We start from the raw sequence: 24,473 nt of genomic DNA, 5'->3' as shown, positions 1-24,473 counted from the left end.
ATGGACCATTTTCATTATGTGAACGGCGAGCTGCACATCGAAGGCGTGCCGGCAAGCGCGATCGCCGAGGCGCACGGCAGCCCGGTATATGTTTACAGCGCGCAGACCTTCAAGCATCACTGCGCGGTGGTGCGGGATGCTTTTTCCGGCATTGATCCATTGATCTGCTTCTCGGTCAAAAGCTGCAGCAACCTGAGTGTGCTCAAGCTGCTGGTGGAGCAGGGCTGCGGACTCGATGTGGTCAGCGGCGGCGAGTTGTACCGCGCCTTGAAGGCCGGCGCCGCGCCGGAAAAAATCGTCTTCGCCGGCGTGGGCAAGTCGCGCGACGAGTTGACGTACGCGATCGATGCCGGCGTGTTCCTGTTCAACGCCGAATCGGAGGGCGAGCTGGCGCGCATCGACGAGGTGGCGCGGGCGGCGGGCAAGCGGGTCAAGGCGGCGGTGCGCGTCAATCCCGACGTCGCCGACGCCGACACCCACGAAAAAACCTCCACCGGCGGACGCCAGACCAAGTTCGGTGTGCCGCTGCTGCGCGCCGAGGCGCTGTTCGAGCGCAATCTGTACCGCCATGTCGACGTGGTCGGCATCCATGTCCATCTGGGGTCGCCGATCGCCGCCACCGCCACCTACCTGGCCGCCATCGACAAGGTCGAACAACTGGCGGACCGCATCGAATCCAGTGGCAGCAAGATCGAATTCATTAACATCGGCGGCGGCTTCCCGGCGCAGTACCGCGTCGACGAGGCACAGGCTTCGTGCTCGCTGGGGCAGATGGGGGCGGCGATCTGCGACCGCCTGCAGGGGCTTAAACGGCGCGGCAAGCACTTCATCATCGAACCTGGCCGCTCGATTAGCGCCAACGCCGGCATTCTGCTCACTTCCGTGGAATACATCAAGCAGGGCTGGGAGCGCAAGATCGCCATCGTCGACGCGGGCATGAACGTGCTGCTGCGTCCGACCCTGTACGGCGCCAGCCACGTGATCTGGCCGGCCAGTTTCGGCGATTTCGAAGGGCACTGGAGCGGCTTGCCCGGCCAGGGCGCGCCGGAGGGCGACGCGCAAGGTTTCGACACGATCGACATCGTCGGTCCGATCTGCGAAACCGGCGACTATTTCGCGCTTGGACGCCCCATGCCGGCGCTCGACGGCGGCGGCCTGCTGGCGATTTTCTCCTGCGGCGCCTACGGCATGAGCATGGCCAGCCAGTACAACTCGCGCGGCAGGCCGGCCGAGGTCCTGGTCGAGGGAGATCTGCAGCGCTTGATACGCCACCGCGAATCCTATGCCGATCTGGTCGCGCACGAGTTGTGCGGTATTTAATCAGCTTTTACCTCAGCCCTGGCGATGGAGTCCACCATGTCCCAACCCTTTGCAGTGATTGTCGACGCCTATTCGACCGGCGCCGAGCTGGCGCCGAAATTCGCCGCGCGCGGCATCCCGAGCATCCACGTCCAGAGCGCGGCGACGATCCCGCCCAGCTATGTGCCGAGCTTTCAGCCGGACAGCTTCGCCGCCAGCATCGTCTACCGCGACCTGGACGACTGTGTGAGCAAGCTGGCGGCGGCGCTGGGTGGCGGCCACGCGGCGTGGGTCATGGCTGGCGCGGAGACCGGCGTCGAATTGGCCGATTTGCTGGCCGCCGAGCTGGGACTGGCCGGCAACCCGGTGGCCAGTTCGCGCCGCCGCCGCGACAAATACGAGATGGCGCAGGCGCTATGCGGGGCCGGCCTGGCCGCCGCCGACAGCATGCGCACCGACGATGTCGGCGCGCTGCTGCAATGGGCGGGGGACGGGCGGCGCGGCTGGCCGATCGTGGTCAAGCCGCTGGCCAGCGCCGGCAGCGACCATGTGTTTTTCTGTTCCAGCGCGGGCCAGTTGCAGGCCGCATTCGACAGCATGATCGGAAAGCGCAACCGGATGGGCGCCATCAACCGCCAGGTGCTGGCGCAGACCTACCTGGCCGGCACGCAGTACGTGGTCAACAGCGTGTCGGTCGACGGCCGGCATTATTTTTCCGATATCTGGATCGACCGCCGCAAGACGCTGTCGGGCGCCTCCAACCTGTATGACTGCGAAGAGCTGCTACCCGCCGTGGGGCCGGTGCAGGACAGCCTGACAAGCTATATGCGCCAGGTGCTCGACGCGCTGGAGGTGCGCAACGGTCCGGCGCATTCCGAGGTGATGATGACCGAGCGCGGTCCCGTGCTGGTGGAAACCGGCGCCCGTCTGCAAGGCAGCATGCTGGAACAACCGGTGATCGGCGCCCTGGGCGCGAGCCAGATCACGCTGGCGGTCGAACGCTGCTGCGATTCGGTGGCGTTTTCGCGGCGCCTCGACCAGCCGTATGTGCTGAACCGGCACGTCATGTGCGTGGCCCTGATCTCCGACCAGAGCGGCACGGTCGAGGATATATCCGGTTTGGACAAGATACGCGGGTTGCCCTCGTACGCCTGCCATTTCCATACGCCGGAGGTGGGCGACCGCATCATGCGCACCACCGACTTGTTCTCGATTCCCGGTGTCGTCTATCTCACCCATGTCGACCAGCAGGTGCTGCGCCGCGACTACGAAACGATCCGTGAGCTGGAGCGCGGCCGTCGCCTGTTCTCGGTGCGCCAGGCGGAGGCGGCATAATGGGCGCGTCGGTTATCCGGCCCACGGCCCATGCTCCCGAAACAGCCGAACCGTCTTCGACGCCGGCGTCCCCCGCGTCCCCGGCGCCGGCCGTGTCGCCGCCGGCGACGGTATACCGCCCGCTCGCCGCGCTGTGCTTTGTCGCCGCGTATGCGGTGCTGGCCGCCGCCAACGGCGTCACGGCGGCCATGCTGCTGCAGGAAATCGACATCGCGGCGTTCACCTTTGTCAGTTTCCTGTGCGCCGCGCTGATGTTCTACGGAGTGCGCCGCTACCGCGAGCGCAACGGGCCGTCGCAGGTGCTGGCGCTGGGCCTGGGCAGGCGCGAGATCGCCGCGCTCAACGTCACCACGGGCTTGAGCTGGACGTTGATGTATGTCGCCTACGCCAACCTGGAACCGGCCGTCGCCGCCACGTTAATGTGTTCGGTGGGGCCGTTCGTGGCGATCGCGTTCGAAAACGGCAGCTCCACGCGGCGGACGCCGGCGCGTTGGGCGCTGGCGGCCGGATTTGTGGCCGGCGGCGCGGTGCTGTTCTACGGCAGCCTGTCGGGTCGCTCGGCGGTGGTCGGCTTCGAGCAATCGCGCATCCTGCTCGGCGCCGCCGCCGCGCTGGGCTGCGGCTACTTCATGACCGTCAGCACGGTGTACCTGAAACGACTGAGCGTGCGCGGCTTCCGCACCGACCAGGTGATGGCGCACCGCTTCTATATGCTGCTAGCCGTCACCGGCGGCTACGCGCTGTCTCAAGGCACCTTGATGGAGACGGTGCTGGCGCACGGTGCGTTGATCGTCGGCCTTAGCGTGGTCGGCGTGGTGATTCCGATGGTGCTGCTGCAACGGGGTATCACGCTGGGCACGCCGTTCCTGACGATGGTGGTGATGGCCGGGGCGCCGCTGGTCAGCGTCGTGCTCCAGCTGTTCGATGGCCGGCTTGCCGTGTCGCCGATATCGCTGATCGGAGTCGCCATGACCTTTGCCGTCAGTGTCGCGGCGATCCGGATCGTTCTCGCGCCCGTACCCAAAGCCGCACCCGCCCGCGCCACATAGCGTAATTCTAACTTTCTGAGGTTGACTGTATGCTCAATACCGGGTTTGACCACGCGCGCGCCTACGCCGCCGACAGCGTTCTGGACATGGTGCGCGCCGCCGCCGCAGCGCACGGCGCCGGCATCGCCGTGCGCTGCGGCGCCAGCGAAATAACGTACGCCGACCTGATGGCGGCCGCCGAAACCAACGCCGCCATGCTGCGGGAGCAGGGTGTGCGCCGCAAGGACATGGTCCTGTGCGCGCTCGGAACAGGGATCGAACTGCCGGTGGCCTGGCTGGCGACGATGATGCTGGGCGCCGTTATCGTGCCGATCGATACCGGCTGGCCGGCGTTGCGGCTGCGCGCGGTCGCCGCCACCACCGACGCGGCCATCGCGGTCGCCGGCGACGACGGCCACGCGGCGCTGCTGGCGGCGGGCGTACGGGTTGTCGGCATTCGTTTGGGACCGCACGAGGACCGGGCGACGCCGGCGGCATGTGCCGGCCCTGACGGGGCGGGCCCCGATCTGGTGTATGGATTCTTCACCTCCGGTTCCACCGGCATGCCGAAATGCGCGCTGAACCATCATGCCGGGCTGGCCAACCGCTTCCGCTACATGACGCGCCGTTTCGGTCAACGCCAAGTGGTCTACCAGAATAGCGCGCCGCTGTTCGATTCGTCGATCTGGCAGATGCTGTGGCCCTTGACCGGCGGTAGCGTCTCGGTCTTGCCGGCGCAGCGCGGCCGCTGGGACCTGGATACCGTGGTTGAAGACATTGCCCGCCACGGCGTGACGATGACCGACTTCGTACCGACGCTGTTCAAGCTCCTGGTGCGCGGCCTGGAAAGCGGCAGCGTCGCCCGCGCCAAGTTGGACAGCCTGCGCCATCTGCTGATCGGCGGCGAGGAGATCGACGCTCCGTCGGTGCACAGCTTCCGCCGCCTGCTGCCACAGTGCCGCGTGATCAACACTTATGGCCATACGGAGGCGTCGATCGGCATGGTGTTCCATGAGGTCCACGACCAGGACGGGCAGCATATCCCGCTCGGGCGGCCGATCGACAACACCCACGTGCGCATCGTCGATCCGTCGATGCGGGTGCTGGTCGACGGCGAGATTGGCGAAATCGTGGTCGGCGGCGTCTGTGTCGGCGCCGGCTACCTGAACCAGCCGCAATTGACCGCGCGCGCCTTTGTGGCCAATCCCTTCCCGGACGTCCCGGGTGCGATCGTGTACCGCACCGGCGACATGGGCCGCGTGCGCGCGGACGGACTGCTCGAATATGCCGGACGGGCGGACGACCAGGTCAAGGTGCGTGGGGTGCGGATCGAACTGGGTGAGTTGTCGCTGGCGATAAAAGCCTGCTTCGACGACGTGAGCGACGCTGTTGCCCTGATGGCGACGGCGGCGAACGGCGAGCCCGAATTGGCGCTCGCGTACGCGGCGCCTGCGGAGATCGAAGTAGCCCGCCTGCGCCGCGCGCTGGCGGGCCATCTGCCGATGACGCATATGCCGCGCCGCGTTCTGTGGCTGCCATCGCTGCCGGTTTCGCCCAATGGCAAGCTGGATCGCAAGCGCATCGCCGATACGATGACCGCGCAGAACGCGCCCGCCAACATTGCGCCTTTCGCCACGGTCGCACGGGATGGCGCGGCCGGCATGCTGGAGACGATCGTGCACTGCTATCGCGGCGTTCTGCTGATGAACGACATCGGTCCAGACACGAATTTCTTCGACAACGGAGGCGATTCGCTGGCGGCGGTGAACCTGTCGCTGATGCTGGCGCATGCGGGCGGCGTGACGGTACCGGTGACAAGGCACTATGAATATCCGACGCCGCGCGCGCTGGCGGCATTCCTGAACGCGGGCGGCAACGGGTCCGGGCGGGGTCACCTTCCGCTGCCGGAGGTCGAGTACAGCAACACCGGCGCGCCAGCGGCCGTCAGCCGCCGGGTGCTGCTGACCGGCGCCACAGGCTGCGTTGGCGTGCATGTGCTGGAATGCCTGTTGCGCACCACGACGCTGGAAGTGTCGGTGCTGCTGCGCGGCGCCAGCAGCCAGGCCGCGCTGGACCGGCTGGAGTGCGCCTACCGCGCCGCGCATCGCGGCCAGGTGCTGCCGCTGGCCCGCATCAAGGTGCTGCTGGGCGACCTGGCCGCGCCGATGTGGGGCCTGCCAGAGCCGGTGTGGGAGCATCAGGCGGCCGAGATCGACGAAGTGATTCATTGTGGCGCGGCGGTCAACTTCCTGCTGCCGGCTTCCCAGCTGTTCGCGCCCAACGTCCTGGGAACGGCTAGCCTGATCCGGTTTTGCCGCGAGGGCAGGGCCAAGCGCGTGCACCATGTGTCCTCGCTCGCGGCCAAATTGAAGGCGGTGGAGGTGCAGGCCGGCGTGCCGGCCGGCGCCACCGGCTATGGCTATACCAAGTACCTGGCGGACCGCCTGATCGTGCGCGCGCAGGCGCAGGGCCTGTCGGCGCGCATTTACCGGATAGATGATGTCATGCCGTCGATTTGTACCGGCCATGTCAATCCGCAGTCACTGGTGCATATGCTATTGAGTTGCTGCTTGCGGCTCGGTGTCGCGCCGGCCGGTTGCGGCGAGCTTGGCCTGCTGCCGATCGACGCGCTGGCGCGCTGGCTGTGCGGATTTGTCGGGTCGCAGGCCAATTTTGGCAACGCGCCGGCGTTGGTGGACGTGGTGGGGCAGCAGTTCGTCCCGTTCGATATGCTGGTCTGGGCGGTCGCCGGCAAACTGGGTCGCGCATCGGCGCCGATAGGCTACGACGCGTTTCTGGCGCTGTTGCGCCGGACCGACGATCCACGCGCCGCGCTGCTGCACGACATGCTGCCGCCCGCGGCGAGCGGGCGGGTGGCCTTCACCCACCCGCTGCCGGCCGCCGACAGGCAGGCCAGGTGCGCCGCCGTGCCGGATGGCCAGCAGTTGGTCGCCAATCTGGGCGACTTCGCGCTGTATCTGGAATCGCTGGCGCGGACGCTGGACGGGCCGGCGGGATGATAGCGGTATTGCTGACCACTGTGGCCGGCCTGTCCGGCCAGGCCGGCGCCGCTGACCCGATGGACGCTTCGGCCGCGCACGGCGCCCCGGAAATGCTGGCGGCGGCGACGCTGCCGGCGATGCGGGGCGGCGATGCGCGTCAAACCGCGCCGCCCTTCGCCGCTGCCGCTGCCGCCGCGGAGCCGCCCAGCGTGCCGGCCGGCGGCACGCTCAATATCCTGTTCAGGAACTACCGCGACAGCCTGACCATCAACGGCCACGGCACGCAGCGCGGCTGGGTGCAGGGCGCCCAGGCAAACTTCGTCTCCGGCTTGAGTTCGGGGCAAGGCGGTTTTGGCGTCGACGCTTCGCTCTTCGGCGCCGTCAAGCTCGATGGGGACGGCGCCTCCGGGGACATGGTGCACGTGGACCGCGATGGCGGCGGTGGCGAAAGGCGCAAGGCCTGGGCCTACATGGGCGGATACGCCGTGAAAGCGCGCTACGGCGGCATGCTGCTCAAATACGGCCTGCAGCAGGTGGAAAATGTATTCCTCGAGTCGAAGGACAACCGCGCGCTGCCGCCGGCGTTCCGTGGAATGACGCTGACCGGAGAACCCGCTGGTGGCGTGGGCGTGGAGGCCGGCAGCATCGATGCCGTCGACCCGCGCGGGCGCACTGGCTTGGTGGGGTTGAAAAGCGCGTATGGCGGCACGCCGATCTCGCGCCTCAGTTACGGCGGGGTGAACCTCACTTCCGAGTCCGGGAAGGTATCGGTCTACGCGGCGCAGGCGCGCGATGTCTGGAACCAGCTGTTTGTCGCGGGGAGGCATAGCGCCGGAGCGTCGGAGGCGAGCAAGTGGACCGTCAGCGGGGCGGCGTATTTAACCCGCGAGCAGGGCGCGGCCTTGCAGGGGCCGATCGGCGGCAAGGCGTACAGCGTGGCGTTGGCCAGGCAGCTTGGCGCTTCCGAGCTGGCGGTCTCGTTCCAGCATGTGATGAGCGACCAGTATCTGGACTATGTTCAGGAAGCCAACGGGCTGTATCTGGCCAACGGCATGGTGGCCGACTACAACGCGCCGCGCGAGAAGTCGCTGCAGCTGCGCTACACCGCGAACGGCGCGGATTTTTCATTGCCCGGGATGAGCGTGATCTTATGGGGCATCGCCGGCCGCAGCAAGTCGCCGCAGCAGCCGATGCGAGCGGCGCCCGATGCGGGAACCTGGCGCGACGCCTATTGGCGCGGTGGCGCCCATGTCCACGGCAATCATCACGAGCTTGGGCTGAAAGCCAGTTATGTATTCGATCGGGGCGACATCAAAGCGATCAGCCTGGCGTTCATCGCGCTGGTCCATCGTGGGTCGCCGCACTACGTCGAACCCAGTGAGCGCGAATACCGCTTGATCCTCAATGTGCCGGTGAAGGTGTTCTAGTCAGGATGCGCGGCTGCGGTAGCTTTGCGGGGCGAGGTCCTCTTTCGGCGCCAGCGCCTGCAGGCGTTTGTACAGCACCCGCGTTTCAAGCAGGTTCCAGACGCGCAGCATCGCTTCGAGCGTGTCGAACGGTTTGGTGAGGAAGTCCTTGGCGCCCAGGGCCAGCGAACGGCGCTTGGCTTCGGCGGTGGCGTCGGCGGTGATCACCAGCACCGGACGGAAGTCGTAAGGGTCGCCGCGCCGCTTGAGCCGCTCCAGCACCGCGTAGCCGTCCAGGTCGGGCATCATCAGATCGAGCACGATCAGGTCTGGATCGAAGGCGTTGAACAGATCGAGCGCGGTCCTGGCGTCGGTGGTGCCGACGACGTGGGTCAGTCCTTCGCCGATGAACATGTCCTCCAGCAGTCGCAGATTGGCCGGCTGATCGTCGATGATCAGTATGCGCGAGGCGAGGACTTCGTTTTCCATCATGGTTTTTGCTCCGTGGTGTCGAGTAGCGCGAAAAATTCCGGGATCTTCAGCGGCTTGCCCAGATGGCGGGGCGCGTCGGCGGCAAAATCGTATGCTTCGCCGCCGGCGTCGCCCGGTACGCCCAGCACGACCAGTTCCCCCGGCAGCGCGCGCACCGCGTCGTCGGCCAGCTCGCGGGCCACCAGCAGCAGGTCGGGCGGCGATTGCCGCGCCAGCGCGATGCCGCTTGCCTGGTCGGCGGCGGCCGCGACGCGCCAGTTGGGCCGCCGTTGCATCAGCGTGGCGATCAGGGCGCGGGTGCCGGCGTCGGCGTCGATGCAGATCATGCTGTGCGTGGTGGCCGCCGGCGCCGGCGTGGGCGCCGTCGGCGCGGCCTGGCCGATGGCGGCATCGGCGGGCGCGATGGCGACGGCGCCGGCGTCGGCGGCGGGCAGGGTGAGTGTGAAACGGCTGCCCCGGCCAGCCTTTTCGTCGAGGCGGATATCGCCCTGCATGGCTTGCATCAGCGCCTTGGACACGGCCAGACCCAAGCCGGCGCCTTCGGTCTTGCCACTTTCGGCGCCGAGGCGGTCGAATGGCGCGAACAGGCGCGTACGCAGCGCCGGCGTGATGCCCGGGCCGGCGTCGTCGATGTGGATGCTGACGGTGCCGGTGGCCGGATCGCTGCCGAAGCCGATGTCGACGTCGCCGCCTTGCTCGCCGTATTTGATCGCGTTCGATAGGAGGTTGAGCACCACTTGTAGCAGGCGTTGGCGGTCGGCCATGACGGCGCCGGAGATGGCCGCGCTGTCATGGCGCAGGCGCACCGCGCGTTTCTGCGCCATCGGCGCCATCAGCATCACCGCTTCGTCGATGAGCGGCGCCAGCGCCGCCGGCGCGCATGCCAGGGTCAGTTTGCCGGCCTCGATGCGGCCGATGTCGAGCACCTCGTCGATCAGCGACAGCAGATGTTGGCCGGCCTGGCGGATATGCTCGGCGTGTTCGCGCTCGCGCGGCGCCTTCAGGCCCGCTTCCAGCAATTGGGCGTAGCCGAGGATGGCGTTCAGGGGCGTGCGCAGTTCGTGGCTGGTGCGGGCCAGGAACTGGGTCTTGGCCTGGCTGGCCGCCTGCGCCGCCGACGCCCGCCCGGCCAGCAGCACGCTGGCCTGGTGCAGCCGCTCGGCCAATTGGCCCAGTTCATCCTTGGTCTCCGGCGCAGGGATCAGCGGCAGGTCGCTGTTCAGCCGCTCGGCGTTTTCGGCCGCCAGGCGCACCCGCCGCACCAGCCCGACGGTGAAGGTCAGCGTCGCCATCGCGCCGGCCAGGCCGGCGGCGGCGACGGCGATGGTCATCCACATGTTGCGGTTGGAGGCCTGCTGCAGCGCCAGCGCGCGCTGCTCCAGCAGCGCCGATTCGCGCAGGCTCATGACGCCGATTTCGGCGCGCAGCTGGTCGAGGATGCCCTTGCTGCTGCGCAGATGCTCTTGCAGCTCGGCGGGGCTGGCGTTGCGCTGGCCGCGCATGATCTCCAGGCTGGCCAGCTTTTTGTTCAACAGCGGCGTGATGCGCCGCAGGCTGGCGGCTTGTTCGCTGTCCCGCACCTTGGCCTGCAGGCTGGCCAGGGTGGCTGGCAGCTGCTTGACCGCGACGCCATAAGGCGTGAGGAAGTCGTCGCGGCCCGTCAGCAGATAGCCGCGCACACCGGTCGCCGCCTCGGCGATCTGCGTGTGCAGGCGCTGGATGTCGGCCTGCGCCTGCATGGCGCGCAGCATGTCGGCGGTGGCGGCGGCGGTTTTGCGCTCCAGCGTATAGCTGGTGGCGGCGGAACCGAGCAGCAGCGCCAACGAGGCGGCGATGATGACGCCGCCCTTGAAGCCGAGCGACCAGTGGCGGGGATGGAAGGCGCCGCCGCGCCCGCTGGCGGCGCCCGTCATGCGCCCAGTCCCAGGTCGGCGGCGCGCACCGCCGCCTGCGTGCGGTCGTTCAGATCGAGCTTGTGCAGGATGCGCTCGACGTGGACCTTGACGGTGCCGGCGGCGATGCCCAGGTGTTCGCCCATGGCGGCGTTGGTCCAGCCGCTGGGCAGCAGCGCGAACACCTGCAGCTCGCGCGGGGTGAGCACCTTGAGCATCTCCGCCGCCTCCGGCGCCCCCACGCGCGGCGCGTTTTGCGGCACCGCCAGCACCGCCGCCAGCATCGTCGCCAGTGCCTGCAGCGTTAGCAGGTCGTCGGGCGTGGGCGGGGGCGCGGCCTGGGTGCTGAGCAGCGCGAGCAGGCCGCGATTTTTCCCTTCGAGGCACAGCGGCACCAGCACTTCGAGACCGACCCGCTGTTCGCGCCCGATCCGCAGCCCGCTGGCGATGTCCTGCCGCACCAGCGGCGCGCGCGGACCCGGTTGCAGCACGGCCTGCAGCGCGGCCGCATAGGCGAGGCGCGCGCCCACCGGCGGCACCTGTCCCTGGCTGGCCAGCACTTGCAGCGCGTCGTCCTTGAGCACCAGCACGGCGCCGTCCTCCAGCGACAGGAAGGCCAGGGCCTTCGACAACGCCGTCGACAGCGCCGACGCGCACAGCCCCTCGCCGGCCAGCGCGCTGGCGGCGTCGGTCAACAGGCGCCAACGGGCCGCGCTGCCTTCGATCTGCCGATAGCGGTTGCGGACCGCGCGCGCGCTGTCGCCGGAAGGGGGCAGGTGGGTGATGTTGGTCATTTTGGCTGCGGCATAGTCGAATAAGTGGCGATTATATGCCACCCGGCATATGCGAATACCCCCGACCAGCAGATTTTCGAATCGCCCGCGACCATGATACTGGATTCATTGGCGGGCAACGGCCCGGCAAACTTCCTAAACAACGAATGGAGCATACGATGAAAAAGATTCTTATTTCCCTGGCACTGGCGGCTGCAAGCACCCTGGCTTACGCCGATGGCGCGCCGAAGGTCTACAAGGAAGTGGCGGCGGTGCCGAGCAACGCGCAGGAAGCGGAAATCGCGGGCCTGTTCGTCAAGTGGAACGCGGCGCTGGCGACCGGCGACTCGGCCAAGGTGACCAGCATGTACGCGCCCAACGCGGTGCTGGAACCGACGGTGTCGAACGTGGTGCGCTCCAATCCGGCCGCGATCAAGGACTACTTCGACAAGTTCCTGAAACTGAAGCCGCAAGGGACGATTAACTATCGGTACATCCACATGCTGGGCGCAGATTCCGCACTGGACACCGGCGTGTACACCTTCCGGGTGACCCAGAATGGCCAGCAGCAGGACATCCAGGCGCGCTACACCTATGTGTATCAAAAGGTCGGTGGCGAGTGGAAGATCCTGAACCACCACTCGTCGGCGATGCCGGAAATCGCGGCCAAGTAAGATCGGCCAGGCCTCATCGCCGCCGGTCAACAGGAGCCACCCCGGGTATCATCCCCCGGTGGCTTTTTGTTCTTCGACCGGTTCGACCGCTTCGACTGGATTAAGGCCGCTCCACGAGACGGTCGTCGCCTCGGTCACCAGCACGGACGAACCGGCGCTGATGGTTTGCGCGAAGCGGTGGATGGCGTCGCGCACCTCGTTGATCGGCTCCACGCCGCTGTAGCAAAATTCGCCCGGTGGCAGGTAGTAGCCTTTGCCGTCGTCGGCCTTGATGGCGCCGGCGATGTTGTACTTGGCCAGTTCCACCGCCAGACGGTGGTAGGTTTGGCTGTCCGGATCATCGAAGGCGACGCGAATGATGTAGTTGACCATGTCTAATCCTCAAAATTGGTGGGGAATCATGGCATAGAAAAGCGGCCGTCGACTATTTTTTTGACAAACCCCCGGACAAAGCAAAGCCCCGAACAAGCAGCAAACTTGTCGGGGCTTTTGGTCAATTACCGGAGAAAGCATTTGACTGAGACGAATCATAATGAAGAAAACTTAAAATTAACTTAGTTTCATCGCTAAACCCGGGGCTTTGGCTCGGTGGCCGGATGGTGTAGCATGTCGGACGGCGATTTGGCAGGGTGCAGTGGCCCCCGCCCGCCGGTATTCAAGGACAGATATGCAAATCAAAATTAATGAAGTGCTGCGCGCCTACATCGAACCGCTCACCGAGAGCGAGTACACGGCGCTGGAACGCAGCATCCTGGTCGAAGGCTGCCGCGATGCGCTGGTGTTGTGGCAGGACGTGCTGGTCGACGGCCATAATCGTTATCAAATATGCCAGCAGCACGGCATTCCGTTCAAGGTCACGGAGAACACCAGCTTCCAGAGCCTGGACGACGTCAAGCTGTGGATGATCGATAACAATCTGGGTCGCCGCAGCATTTCCGACTACCAGCGCGGCGTTCTGGCGCTGCGCAAGAAGGAAATCGTCGCCGCGCGCGTGGCCGACCTGATGGCGGAAGCCGCCGCCGAGGACGCGCTGATCGCGCCGCCCGAAGGCGATGTGGCCAAGGCCAAGCCGGCGGCCATGCCGCTGACGTCGCGCGAGGACATCGCCCGCGCGGCCCGTTTGAGCAGCGCGACCATCAGCCAGATCGAAAAGATCCAGAAGACGGCGACGCCGGAGCTGGTGGAGGCGGTCCGCTCGGGCACGATCTCGATCAACGCCGCCGCCACGGTGGCCTCGCTACCGGAAGCCGACCAGGTGGCCGCGGTCGCCGGCGGCAAGAAGGAATTGCAGAAGGCGGCCAAGGAGGTGCGCGAGCTGCGCGCCGCCTCGCGTCCGGCCAAGGAGCCGAAGGAGGGCAAGGACGGCGGCGATTATCGTCCGATGACCGAGGTGGACGAGCTGCGCGCCGAGAACGCGTCGCTCAAGGAGAAGAACGCGGCGCTGCGGGCGGAGATCACCGCCCTGCAACTGCGGATTTCGGAGTTGGTCGACGCCAGCTGATGTTGTAACAACCTTCCACCGCCCGGAGTCCAGTTCATGCCCAGTATGCGTTCGATGATGTGCTCCCTGCTGCCGTTGATAGGTTTTGTCTCGATGGCGGCGGCGGCGGCGCCAACGCCGGTATCTTTACCGGCGCGCGAGATGCCGGCGGTGGAGGCCAAGCGCCTGAAGGCGCAGGCGCAGCGCGTCACCATCCTGCGCGACAACTGGGGCATCCCCCACGTCTACGGCAAGACCGACGCCGACGCGGTGTTTGGCTTGATGTACGCGCAGGCGGAGGACGATTTCCGCCGCGTCGAACGCAATTACATCAACGCCATGGGACGCCTGGCTGAAGTGGAGGGCGAGGCCGAGCTGTATCGCGACCTGCGCATGAAGCTTTTCATCGACCCGGCCGATTTGCAAGCGCAGTACAAGCAAAGCCCGGCGTGGTTGAAAAAGCTGATGGTGGCCTTCGCCGACGGCTTGAATTATTACCTGGCCACGCATCCGGAGGTGACGCCGGCGCTGATCACGCGCTTCGAGCCATGGATGGCGCTCAGCTTCAGCGAGGGCAGCATCGGTGGCGACATCGAAACCATCGACCTGAAGCAGCTTGAGGCCTTGTACGCGAGCGGCGCCAGGTTTCCTCTGGCGCCGCCCGTGCTGCTGTCGTCGGCGTCGATGGAGCAGGGCAGCGACCTGGATAAGGAGCCGGGCGGATCGAACGGTTTCGCCATCGCTCCGGCACTGACCAAAAACGGCCGCGCGCTGCTGCTGATAAATCCGCACACGTCGTTCTACTTCCGTCCCGAGGTGCAGGTGCAAAGCCGGCAGGGACTGAATGCCTATGGCGCCGTCACCTGGGGCCAGTTCTTCGTCTACCAGGGCTTCAACGACCGGGTGGGCTGGATGCACACGTCCGGCGGCGGCGACGTGATCGACGAGTACCTGGAAACGATCATCGAAAAAGATGGCCGCTTCTTTTACCAGTACGGCGCCGAACAGCGCGCGCTGAAGGCGGTCGACATCACGCTGCCTTACAAAACCAGTGACGGCATGGCCAGCAAGGTGGTCAAGGTCTACTACAGCCACCACGGCCCGATCGTGTGCGCCAAGGACGGCAGATGGATTTCCGTGCGCTTGATGAACGAGCCGCTCAAGGCCCTCACGCAATCGTTCATCCGCACCAAGGCGCGCAACTACAGGGACTTTTACAAGTCGATGGAGCTGCGCACCAATTCGTCCAACAATACCGTGTACGCCGACGCGGACGGCAATATCGCCTACTTCCACGGGAACTTCATCCCCAGGCGCGATCCGAAGTTCGACTGGAAGCATCCGGTCGACGGCAGCGATCCGGCCACCGAGTGGCGGGGACTGCACACCGTCAAGGAGACCATTTCGCTGTTCAACCCAAAGAACGGCTGGATACAGAACACCAACAACTGGCCTTACACCGCGGCCGGTCCGTATAGCCCGAAGGCCAGGGACTATCCGGCTTACATGTCGATGAATCCCGAGAACCCGCGCGGCATCCACGCGGTGCGGGTACTGGAGAACAAAAAGGACTTCACCATCGCCAGCTTGATCGATGCCGCCTACGACACGCAACTGACGGCCTTCGAACCGCTGTTGCCGCAGTTGTTCGTCGCCTACGACGAACTGCCGGCCGATGACGCGCTGAAGGCAGCGCTGGCGCCGCAGATCGCCGCGCTGCGCGGCTGGGACCTGCGCTACTCGCTGGAGTCGACGCCGACATCGCTGGCGATCTACTGGGTGCAGGATTTGACCGCGACGTACGGGCCTGTCGCCAAGAGCACGGAGGTGCTGGTGCTCGATTACATCCAGGCGGCGCTGACGCCGCGCCAGCGGCTGGAGGCGCTCGAACGCGCGTCAGCCAAGCTGACCGCCGATTTCGGCGCGTGGCAAACGCCGTGGGGCGAGATCAATCGCTTCCAGCGCCTGACGGGAGATATCGTGCAACTGTTCGACGACAGCAAACCGAGTTTGCCGGTGGCGTTCGCGTCGGCCAACTGGGGATCGCTGGCGGCGTACGGCATGACGTCGAAGCAGATCACGAAGAAGATCTACGGCGAGCGTGGCAACAGCTTCGTGGCGGCGGTGGAGTTCGGGCCGCGCATCACGGCGCGCAGCGTGCTGGCTGGAGGGCAAAGCGGCGATCCGGCGTCGCCGCATTTCGCCGACCAGGCGCAGATGTACGCACGCGGGGAATTGAAGGATGTCTTGTTCTACAGGAGCGATGTGGAGAAAAACCTCGAACGCCGTTATCGTCCCGGTGACTGAAAAGGCATCCATGCTCCCAAAAAAAACCGCCCGGTCGCGCTACACGACCGGGCCGTTTTCACTTCAGATCAGCATCAGCTGCCGATACGACCGCCATCGTTTTTGGTGATGACGATGGTGGCCGAGCGTGGACGCTTGCCGGCGCCGTAACCGGCGTTCGACGGCCACTGGCTGGTGTATTTGGTCGGATCGTTGATGTTCGCCACCGACGTGGTTTCACCCGGATGCTGGATGTTGATGAACATCGTCTTGCCGTCCGGCGTTTCGGTGATGCCGGTGATTTCCGAGCCCGCGGGGCCGACCAGGAAGCGCTTGAGCGTATCGGCGGTCGGCTTTTTGCCGATGAAGGTGTCCACGGCCAGGCTGCCGCCGGCGGTGGTGGTGTAGTTCAGCGTGGACTTGGCGCCGTCGCCGACCTTGCCCGGTATCGCCGCCAGCATCATGCAGTTGGTGACATCGGTGTAGGCGCCGTCGTCGGTCTGGATCCAGCAGATGCCGGTGTATGGGCTGAACGCCAGGCCGTCGGGGCTGGAGAAGTCCTGGTCGGCGGTGAGGCTCGACAGGTTGATCTTGCTGCTGTCGGCGCCGCTCTCGGCGCCGAACAGGTACACGTCCCACGTGAAGCTGGTGGCCGCCGCCGCGCCGGTGCCTTCCTTGAAGCGGATGATATGGCCGTTCGGATTGCCGTTTTGCGCGCTGGTGCCTTTCATGTCGGTGTAGGCGCGCGGGTTGGCGCTGTCCGGGGCCAGCTGCGACGAACCGGTCGGATTGACGGTGCGGTTCGAGTTGTTCGTCAGCGTGTAATAGATCTCGCCATTGGCCGGGTTGACCGAGCACCATTCCGGACGGTCCATTTTGGTGGCGCCGACGGCGTCCGCCGCCAGGCGCGTGTTGACCATGATGTCGGCCAGGTCGGCGAACTTGTAGGCGGTGTAAGCCTGGATCAGCGCGTTCGACATCGACAGTTCGATCCACTGGCCGGTGCCGTCGGCGGCCAGCTTGGCCACATACAGTTTGCCCGAGTCGAGGTATTTGTCGCCGGTCGCCATGCGGTCGGTCGGGTTGGCGTCCGCCGCCAGCCAGGTGGCGTTGGAGACGAACTTGTAGATGTATTCGTTGCGCGAGTCGTCGCCCATGTAGACGGCCAGCTGCTGGCCGACGGCCGGCACGCTGAAGGCGGCGCTTTCGTGCGCGTAGCGCCCCAGCGCCGTGCGCTTGCGGATAACCTTGGTCTTGTCGTAGGCGTCCATCTCGACGATGTAGCCCATGCCGTTCAATTCATTGCGGTAGTCGTCGCTGCCGTCGGCCGACGCGCCTTTTTTGCTGATGTCCCAGCGCGCGTACTTGTCGTCGGTGCCGCCGGTTTCCCAGCCGTGGCGCGAGGTGGAGCCCTGGTTGCGGCCATAGCGCTTCAGCGCGACGACCGATTTGTCGCCACGGGCGGCATCGTCGGCGGCGCCGCGCGCGAAGTAGCCGGCCCAGTTTTCCTCGCCGCTCAGGTAGGTGCCCCATGGCGATTTGCCGGTGCCGCAGTTGTTCAGCGTACCGCGCATTTTGGTGCCGGTCGGCGAGTACTTGGTCACCACCAGCGCGTTGCCGCGCACCGGGCCGGAGATCTCGATGTCGCTCAGCGGGGTGACGCGGCGGTTGAACGCCGAGTCGTTGACGGTGGCCCAGGTGGTGCCGGTCTTTTTGACTTCGACGACGCTCAAGCCGTGGACGGCCACTTCCTTGTCCACTTCGGCGGCGGGACGCGGCAGCGAGGTGGTGCCGCCGTTCACGTGCAGGAAGTGTGAGGACAGTTTTTCGTCGGTGGTCGCTTCGTGGTTCATCGCCAGGATGCCGCGGTCGGCGCCGGAGGCCAGCGGCGTGCCCGTCGCGGACAGGCCGAAGTATTCCATGCCGTCGTGGTGATCGCCGGCGCGGTTTTCGAAGTCGCTGTCGGTGCCGTCGTTTTTGTAGGCCGGGGTGGCGGCGCGCAGCGAGTCGCCCAGCGCGTAGATCGCGGTGGCGGTGTAGCCGGCGGGGACCGATACCTGGTCGGCCAGGCTTTTCGGCACGGCGGCGAAGGCCAGCAGTTTTTCGGTCGCGACCGGCGGTGGCGTAGGCGTAGGCGTTGGCGTGACGGCCGGGCCGACATTGTCGCTGCCGCCGCAGGCGCTCAGGCCCATCGATCCCATGATCGCCGTGGCGGCCGTGACGGCGCCGCCGCGCAGCATGTTGCGGCGGCTCATGCGCGCGGCCAGGATCGTGTTGAAGTGTTCGCTCGGCGAGGCGTGGCTCTCGATATCATCCGCATTGAGGGAAGTGCGGACCAGATCGTTTGGCTTGTTCATTGGGTGGGTTGTCCTGTATTGACATGGTTAAAATGGCAAGCGCATGATAGCTAGCCTTTATGACGTGACCATGACAAGGTGATGACAAAATAGTGACAGTCGGTTGGTTTGCGTTCTAGCACCGAAATTAATAATGCTTGTCTAAAGGTAATGACTTAAGATCGTATTTTTTAGTCATTAAGGCGAAAATGTTAATTCGTGCGATGCAGGTGGTGGTTTTGAGCGCCTTGGCGGGCTTGTCGGCCCGGGCGCAAACGGCGGCCGATTTCCCCGCGCCGCAAGGATGTGACGTAATCGCCAAGGGCACGGGCGGTTCCACCGCCGAGGCGCGCGTTTTGCCGTTCCCGCCGACCCAGCTCGAAGTGCGCACGCCAGCGGCGCCGACGCTGTTTGCCGCCGCCGGACGCGACTATCTGCTCTACGAACTGTATCTGAGCAACTTCTCCGACGAAGCCATGACGGTGCGTGGGGTCGAGATTCTGAATGCCGACGACGACAAAATGCGGGTCGTGTCGGTGCTGGACGAGGCGCGAGTGAAGGAGCGTCTGCGGATGGTCGGCGGCGAGCCGCAAGGCGGAGCCACGCGGCTGGGCGCCGGGCAGGGGGCGATCGTTTCGCTGTGCCTTGCGTTCGACAAGACGGCGGCGCCGGCGAAGCTGCGCCACCGCGTGCTGCTCGATGGCGCCTTCGCCGACGGTCCGGCGATCGCAACGCGTTCGACCAGGCTGCAGGTGCTGGGCCCCCCGTTGACCGGATCGGATTGGACTGCCGACAATGGTCCGAGCCTTCATTCGCATCATCGCAAGGGTGTGTTTGTCGCCGGCGGCCTGGCGCGGAATGCACGCCGCTATGCCTTGGACTGGAAGATCTACCGGGACGGGGAGATCTACCGCGGCGACGCGCGTGACGTCCGCGCCTACCATGCGTATGGCCGCGACGTCATCGCCGTGGCCGGCGGGTGGGTGGTCGGCGCCAGAAATGGCATGCCGGATAATATCCCGCGCACCAAGGACGGTTTCACCCCGGCCGTGCCGATGACGATGGATAACCTCGCCGGCAATTTCGTCGTCGTCGATCTGGGGAACGGACAGTACGCGCAGTATGCGCATCTGCAGCCGGGGAGCGTGTTGGTCAAGACGGGCTCCAGGGTCCGCAAAGGGCAGTTGATCGCGCGTGTCGGCAATTCGGGCGACGCGCGGGTGCCGCATTTGCACTTCCAGGTGACCACCGGCACGGATATCCTCGACGGCGAAGGCTTGCCCTATCTGATCGACCGCTTCCGCATGCGGGTGGGCGAGGGCAAGTGGGAAGTGCGGACGCGCGAGTATCCGCTCGATGGCGCGGTCGTCGATTTCGGCGCGGACTAGCCGGCAGGCGGCTAGCTGACGATGGCCTGCTCCTGCTGGACCCATTCCAGGTTGGCGATCGTGTTGTTGCGGACGTTGCCGTCCTTGTGGCGCACGCCGGTCAGCCGCCCGGGATTGGGCAGATAGGCTTCGGCCACCAGTTCATGGACCCAGAACTCGCCCACGCGGCTGCCGCCGCGCAGTTTGACCTTCAGCCCTTCCGGATAGATCACCGGGCGCAGCACGTTGACTTTGGTGCCGCCGGCGACCATCACGCGGCCATCCCTGGAGACTTTGTAAAAGCCGCTGCCCGGGATAGGCCTGGCGCTGGCGACGCCTATCGAATAGACACAGGCGATGACGACGACGCCGATCAGGATGAAGACGAATTCCAACATGGTTGCGATCTGGTTTCAGGCATGATTGTTCACGTTGCCGATACTAGCACCTAAATCGCGTCGAGCGAACCGCGAATATCGGCCCTTAAATCCTCTATATCTTCGATTCCGACCGACAGCCGTATCAGACCGTCGCCAATTCCCAACAGCGCGCGCTGCGCCGGCGGGATGGTGGCATGCGTCATCAACGCCGGATGCTCGATCAGGCTCTCGACGCCGCCCAGGCTTTCGGCCAGCGCGAACACCTCGCAATGCTCGAGGAAGCGGCGCGCGCCGGCCAGGTCGGTGTTCAAGTCGATCGAGATGATGCCGCCGAAGCCCTCCATCTGGCGCTTGGCCAGCGCGTGCTGCGGGTGCGATTCCAGCCCGGGGTAGTAGACGCGGCGGATTTCCGGCTGCTGTTCCATCCAGCGCGCCAGCTCCAGCGCGCTGCGGCAGTGGCGTTCCATGCGGATCGCCAGCGTTTTGACGCCACGCAGCGTTAAAAAGCTGTCGAACGGCCCGGCAATGGCGCCGACCGAGTTTTGCAGGAATCCCAACTGTTCGCGCCATGCCTGCTGGTGCGCCTCGGCGCCGACGATGGCGATGCCGCCGATGACGTCGGAGTGGCCGTTCAGGTATTTGGTGGCCGAATGGACGACGATGTCGAAGCCGTGTTCCAGCGGGCGTTGCACCAGCGGGCTGGCGAAGGTGTTGTCGGCCACGGCGATGATGCCGCGCTCGCGGCAGATGGCGGCGATGGCTTCGAGGTCGGCCAGCTTGAGCATCGGATTGGTCGGCGTTTCGACCCAGACCATTTTGGTCTGCGGCTTGATCGCGGCCAGCAGGTTTTCCGGGTTGGTCAGGTCGACGTAGGTGAAATCGTGGCCGGCGCTGCGGCGGCGCACCCGTTCGAACAGGCGGTAGGTGCCGCCGTACATGTCGTCGCCGGCGATGATGTGCGAGCCGGCGTCGGCCAGCTCCAGCACCGTCGATATCGCCGCCAGGCCGGAGGCGAAGGCGAACGCCTGCGCGCCGCTTTCCAGGTCGGCGACGCAGCGCTCCAACGCCCAGCGCGTGGGATTGTGCGAGCGGCCGTAGTCCAGCCCCTTGTGCACGCCCGGGCTCTGCTGCACGTAGGTGGAGGTGGCGTAAATCGGCGGCATGATGGCGCCGGTCGACGGATCGGGCGACTGGCCGGCGTGGATCACGCGCGTCGACAGGGCTTGGGCGGCTTTTTTGTTCAAGATAGCGTCCTTCGGAGATGGTTGAGCAGGTCGAAGCGGGTGATCAGGCCGTAGAAGATGTCGCCGTCGGCCACCACCGCCGTCAGGCCGCGATCGAGCACCGCGCGCAGCGCGTGCAGGTCGGCCGACGGATGCAGCGTTTCGAGGCGGCGCGTCATCGTCGCGCCGACCGGGTTGGCGAAGCGCTCCGGTTGCGTGTCGACCGTCAGCAGCAGGTCCGATTCGTCGATGATGCCGACCAGCCGGCCGGCGGAGATCACCGGCAGTTGCGCCAGGTCGGCGGCGCGCATGCGGTTGAAGGCGATCAGCAGCGAGTCTTCCGGCGAGACGCTGACCACCTGGCCGGCGTCGTAGCGGCGGCCGATCAGGTCGCGCAGGTCGCGCTCCTGCGGGCGGCGCAGCAGGCCCTGGTCCTGCATCCAGCCGTCGTTGTAGACCTTGGACAGGTAACGGGTGCCGGTGTCGCAGACGAAGCTGACCACCCGCTTGGGCGTGGTCTGCTCGCGGCAGTACTTGAGGGCGGCCGCCAACAGGGTGCCGGTCGACGAGCCGCCCGGTATGCCTTCCTCGCGCAGCAAGGTGCGGGCGCTGTCGAAGCTTTGCTGGTCGGTGATGGTGTAGGCCTTGCGCACGCCGGTCATGTCGGCGATGGCGGGGATGAAGTCCTCGCCGATGCCTTCGACCGCCCACGAGCCGCTGGTGTCGGCCACGCGGCCGGTTTCGATGTATTCGGTCAGGATCGAGCCTTGCGGGTCGGCCAGCACGAATTCCAGATTCGGCGCGACGCGGCGGAAGTAGCGCGTCAAGCCCGTCAAGGTGCCGGAGGAGCCGACGCCGACGACGATGGCGTCGACGTCATGGCCGGTCTGCTCCCAGATTTCCGGGCCGGTGGTGGTTTCGTGCGCCAGCGGGTTGGCCGGGTTGTTGAACTGGTCGGCGAACCAGGCGCCCGGGGTTTCGGCGGCCAGGCGCGCGGCGAAGTCCTGGTAGTACTCGGGATGGCCCTTGCCGACGTCGGAGCGGGTGGTGCGCACCTCGGCGCCGAGCGCCTTCAGATGCAGCACTTTTTCGGTCGACATCTTGTCCGGCACGACCAGTAGCACGCGGTAGCCCTTGAGCCGGCCGACCAGCGCCAGACCGAGGCCGGTGTTGCCCGCGGTCGCCTCGATGATGGTGCCGCCGGGCTTGAGGCGGCCATCGGCTTCGGCCGCCTCGATCATCGACATGCCGATGCGGTCCTTGATCGAGCCGCCGGGGTTTTGCGATTCCAGTTTAAGGAACAGTTGGCAGGGGCCGGTGTCGAGACGGGTAATCTCGATCAGTGGCGTGTTGCCGATCAGGGTAAACAGTGCGGGGGTGCGCATAAGGTCTCCTTGCTGCTTTTCCGGCAAGTATGCGCTTTTTTCCGTCGATGGGTGCGTCTCGTAGCGGCGGCGATATGCGGCGGCGCAAGCGCGGTGGGGATGTGGAGGGGAAATATGCCGGCTTCAACGATCATAGCGTTGCCCAATCGGGCGTTTCCCCGGTTTATAATTCCGTCCTCAAGACGGTACATAGGTGAAGGCAGGCGGCAGTGGCAAAACTCTATTTTCGATACTCTGCGATGAACGCGGGCAAGTCCACGGCGATGCTGCAAGTGGCGCACAACTATGAAGAGCAGGGTCAGCAGGTGCGCCTGTTCACGGCGGCCATCGACAACCGCTACGGCGTGGGACAGGTGACGTCGCGGCTGGGGCCGCAGCGCCAGACCGAGGTGTTCGACGCGGACACCGATTTCCTCGTCCAGATCGACCAGAAGATCGCCTGCCTGCTGATCGACGAGGCGCAGTTCCTGTCGACGGCGCAGGTGCAGCAGTTGCACCAATTGGCGCAAGTGCGCGGCATTCCCGTGATCAGCTACGGCCTGCGCACCGATTTCCGTGGCGAGCCGTTCCCGGGTTCCGCCTACCTGCTGGCGCTGGCCGACGACATCGAGGAACTCAAGAACATCTGCACCTGCGGCAAGAAGGCGACCATGAACATCCGCGTCGACCAGCATGGCAAGCGGATGAAAGAGGGCGAACAAATCAGCATCGGCGGCAACGAGACCTACCGGCAGGCCTGCGGGCGTTGCTTCTACTCGGAATAGGCCGCCGCTAGCCTCGCGGCGCCCCGCGCAGCGGATACCTTCAATACGCTTTAACGCAAGTCAATTGCGTTGACATGTATAATGCAAGTCCATTCTTAGGTATAGGTGCAGCGGGTGACATGAGTGTGAATGCGACTGTAAGCGACAGCAGGGCGCCGGCGTTTGGCGGACGCGTGGCGTCGATCGACGTGATGCGCGGGCTGATGATGATGGTGATGATGCTCGATCACGTGCGCGAGCGGTTTTTCCTGCGCTGGCCGGTGCCCGATCCGATGGACATCGCGACGATCGAACCGGCGCAGTTCTTTGGCCGGTTCGCGGCGCACTTTTGCGCGCCGATCTTTGTGTTCCTCACCGGCTTATCGGCGTGGCTATATGCGCATCCGGCCAGCGGAGCGCGCCCGGCCACCGGCTTCCTGCTCAAGCGCGGCCTGTTCCTGGTGGCGCTGGAAATCTTCGTCATCAATATCTCCTGGAGCGGGCGCTTGCCGCCGGCGACTATCTACCTGCAGGTGATCTGGGCGATCGGCTTGTCGATGATCGCGCTGGCGCTGCTGCATCGGCTGCCGCGCAAGGTGCTGGTGGCGCTCGGGTTGCTCATCGTGTTCGGACATAACCTGCTGACGCCGATCTCGTTTGCGCCGGGTGACTGGGGCTTCGTGCCCTGGACGATTCTGCACGACCGCGGGTACCTGGTGGCGGAAGGGGCGCTGAAGATCAAGGTCAGCTACCCGCTGCTGCCGTGGATCGGCGTGATTGTGCTGGGTTACGCGGCCGGCCCGTGGTACGCCAGGTCGCAGTCGCCGGCGGACCGCCGCAAGGCGCTGCTGATCGCCGGATGCGTGTCGGTGGCGCTGCTGCTGGTGCTGCGCGGGCTGAACATTTATGGCGAAACGCTGCACTGGGCGCCCGGCGAGACGGCGGTCAGGACGGTGATGTCGTTCCTGAACGTGACCAAATATCCGCCGTCGCTGGCGTTCCTGCTGATCACGTTGGGAGGCGGATGCCTGGTGCTGGCGTGGCTGGAAGGGCGCGACAACGGTTTCTTGCGCGTGGCGGCGGTGTTTGGCGGCGTGCCGATGTTCTACTACCTGCTGCACCTGTTCACGCTGCTGTTCCTGCAGGAAGCTGCGCTGGCGCTGTTCGGCGCCAATTACGGCGGGCGCTACGAGTTCGACGACTATTGGGCGGTGTGGCTGATGTCGGCGCTGCTGATACCGCTGCTGTACTGGCCGTGCAAGATGTTCGGCCAGTTCAAGCGCCGCACGACGATGGCTTGGGTCAAATATCTTTAAAGCCGCCGCTAAAGCACGTGGGGTGGATTAGCGAAGCGTCATCGGCCATGCATGCG

At 65.7% G+C, this 24,473-nt stretch carries 19 protein-coding genes; 11 read left to right on the top strand and 8 right to left on the bottom strand.

Annotated features, from left to right (window positions below; translation table 11 throughout):
• The 5 genes from lysA to BMX85_RS15870 all read left to right on the top strand — a co-directional run bounded on the left by lysA (window position 1) and on the right by BMX85_RS15870 (window position 8,091).
• A complete protein-coding gene (lysA, locus tag BMX85_RS15890; protein WP_090319850.1) occupies window positions 1–1,320 on the top strand; it encodes a diaminopimelate decarboxylase in 1,320 nt (439 codons plus the stop codon).
• Between the two features lie 36 nt (window positions 1,321–1,356).
• Window positions 1,357–2,634 (top strand): ATP-grasp domain-containing protein, encoded by a 1,278-nt coding sequence (locus BMX85_RS15885; RefSeq protein ID WP_177196775.1) that lies wholly within the window; start codon window positions 1,357–1,359, stop codon window positions 2,632–2,634.
• Between the two features lie 92 nt (window positions 2,635–2,726).
• A complete protein-coding gene (locus tag BMX85_RS15880; protein ID WP_090319845.1) occupies window positions 2,727–3,683 on the top strand; it encodes a hypothetical protein in 957 nt (318 codons plus the stop codon).
• Window positions 3,684–3,712: 29 nt separating this feature from the next.
• Entirely contained in the window at window positions 3,713–6,682 is a 2,970-nt protein-coding gene (locus BMX85_RS15875) for an amino acid adenylation domain-containing protein (RefSeq protein WP_090319842.1), read from the top strand.
• Window positions 6,683–6,690: 8 nt separating this feature from the next.
• Window positions 6,691–8,091, top strand: a complete 1,401-nt coding sequence (locus BMX85_RS15870; RefSeq protein ID WP_218147342.1) for an OprD family outer membrane porin — start codon at window positions 6,691–6,693, stop codon at window positions 8,089–8,091.
• On the opposite strand, the gene BMX85_RS15865 is transcribed toward BMX85_RS15870, so the two are convergent.
• From BMX85_RS15865 to BMX85_RS15855, 3 genes are read right to left on the bottom strand one after another with little or no spacing between them, the layout of a single operon-like run.
• On the bottom strand, window positions 8,092–8,562 hold the full coding sequence (locus tag BMX85_RS15865; protein WP_090319837.1) for a response regulator: 471 nt from the start codon (window positions 8,560–8,562) through the stop codon (window positions 8,092–8,094). It lies immediately after the preceding gene.
• Window positions 8,559–10,475, bottom strand: coding sequence for an ATP-binding protein (locus BMX85_RS15860; RefSeq protein WP_090319834.1), 1,917 nt, complete (start codon window positions 10,473–10,475; stop codon window positions 8,559–8,561). The genes BMX85_RS15865 and BMX85_RS15860 overlap by 4 nt, the downstream gene beginning before the upstream one ends.
• The gene (locus tag BMX85_RS15855) at window positions 10,472–11,248 is read right to left on the bottom strand and encodes a response regulator transcription factor (protein WP_177196774.1); all 777 of its coding nucleotides are present in this window, start codon (window positions 11,246–11,248) and stop codon (window positions 10,472–10,474) included. Before BMX85_RS15855 ends, BMX85_RS15860 begins: the two co-directional genes overlap by 4 nt.
• A 158-nt stretch (window positions 11,249–11,406) precedes the next feature.
• Between BMX85_RS15855 and BMX85_RS15850 the strand changes: the two genes are divergently transcribed.
• Window positions 11,407–11,901, top strand: coding sequence for an SgcJ/EcaC family oxidoreductase (locus BMX85_RS15850; RefSeq protein WP_090319831.1), 495 nt, complete (start codon window positions 11,407–11,409; stop codon window positions 11,899–11,901).
• Between the two features lie 48 nt (window positions 11,902–11,949).
• Here BMX85_RS15850 and BMX85_RS15845 read toward each other — a convergent pair whose 3' ends face one another.
• Window positions 11,950–12,273, bottom strand: coding sequence for a hypothetical protein (locus BMX85_RS15845; protein WP_090319828.1), 324 nt, complete (start codon window positions 12,271–12,273; stop codon window positions 11,950–11,952).
• Between the two features lie 295 nt (window positions 12,274–12,568).
• Here BMX85_RS15845 and BMX85_RS15840 point away from each other — a divergent pair, with 295 nt between their 5' ends.
• Window positions 12,569–13,402: a hypothetical protein gene (locus BMX85_RS15840; RefSeq protein WP_090319825.1), complete on the top strand. Its 834-nt coding sequence runs from the start codon at window positions 12,569–12,571 to the stop codon at window positions 13,400–13,402.
• Between the two features lie 36 nt (window positions 13,403–13,438).
• Complete coding sequence (locus BMX85_RS15835) at window positions 13,439–15,688, top strand: penicillin acylase family protein (RefSeq protein WP_229210494.1); 2,250 nt, start codon at window positions 13,439–13,441, stop codon at window positions 15,686–15,688.
• A 74-nt stretch (window positions 15,689–15,762) separates the two neighbouring features.
• Here BMX85_RS15835 and BMX85_RS15830 read toward each other — a convergent pair whose 3' ends face one another.
• Window positions 15,763–18,024 carry a PhoX family protein gene (locus BMX85_RS15830; protein WP_090319822.1) on the bottom strand — a complete coding sequence of 754 codons (2,262 nt, stop codon included), beginning with the start codon at window positions 18,022–18,024 and terminating at the stop codon, window positions 15,763–15,765.
• Between the two features lie 188 nt (window positions 18,025–18,212).
• Here BMX85_RS15830 and BMX85_RS15825 point away from each other — a divergent pair, with 188 nt between their 5' ends.
• A complete protein-coding gene (locus tag BMX85_RS15825) occupies window positions 18,213–19,391 on the top strand; it encodes a M23 family metallopeptidase (RefSeq protein ID WP_090319819.1) in 1,179 nt (392 codons plus the stop codon).
• Window positions 19,392–19,402: 11 nt separating this feature from the next.
• On the opposite strand, the gene BMX85_RS15820 is transcribed toward BMX85_RS15825, so the two are convergent.
• Genes BMX85_RS15820 through BMX85_RS15810 form a run of 3 tightly spaced genes read right to left on the bottom strand, consistent with a single transcriptional unit; the run spans window position 19,403 to window position 22,358 of the window.
• Entirely contained in the window at window positions 19,403–19,768 is a 366-nt protein-coding gene (locus BMX85_RS15820) for an HNH endonuclease family protein (protein ID WP_090319816.1), read from the bottom strand.
• 50 nt (window positions 19,769–19,818) lie between these two features.
• On the bottom strand, window positions 19,819–20,994 hold the full coding sequence (locus BMX85_RS15815; protein WP_090319813.1) for a trans-sulfuration enzyme family protein: 1,176 nt from the start codon (window positions 20,992–20,994) through the stop codon (window positions 19,819–19,821).
• Window positions 20,991–22,358 (bottom strand): pyridoxal-phosphate dependent enzyme, encoded by a 1,368-nt coding sequence (locus tag BMX85_RS15810; protein WP_090319811.1) that lies wholly within the window; start codon window positions 22,356–22,358, stop codon window positions 20,991–20,993. Before BMX85_RS15810 ends, BMX85_RS15815 begins: the two co-directional genes overlap by 4 nt.
• 209 nt (window positions 22,359–22,567) lie before the next feature.
• Here BMX85_RS15810 and BMX85_RS15805 point away from each other — a divergent pair, with 209 nt between their 5' ends.
• Together BMX85_RS15805 and BMX85_RS15800 are read left to right on the top strand one after the other, a co-directional pair.
• Complete coding sequence (locus BMX85_RS15805) at window positions 22,568–23,122, top strand: thymidine kinase (protein WP_090319808.1); 555 nt, start codon at window positions 22,568–22,570, stop codon at window positions 23,120–23,122.
• Window positions 23,123–23,241: 119 nt separating this feature from the next.
• Window positions 23,242–24,417, top strand: a complete 1,176-nt coding sequence (locus BMX85_RS15800; protein ID WP_090319805.1) for an acetyltransferase domain-containing protein — start codon at window positions 23,242–23,244, stop codon at window positions 24,415–24,417.
• The last annotated feature ends 56 nt before the right edge of the window (window positions 24,418–24,473 follow it).

This window comes from Duganella sp. CF517, from assembly GCF_900110275.1.
GTDB lineage: Bacteria > Pseudomonadota > Gammaproteobacteria > Burkholderiales > Burkholderiaceae_D > Rugamonas.
The sequence above is the reverse complement of the archived record's forward strand: the minus strand, read 5'-3'. Positions and strand labels throughout refer to the sequence as shown.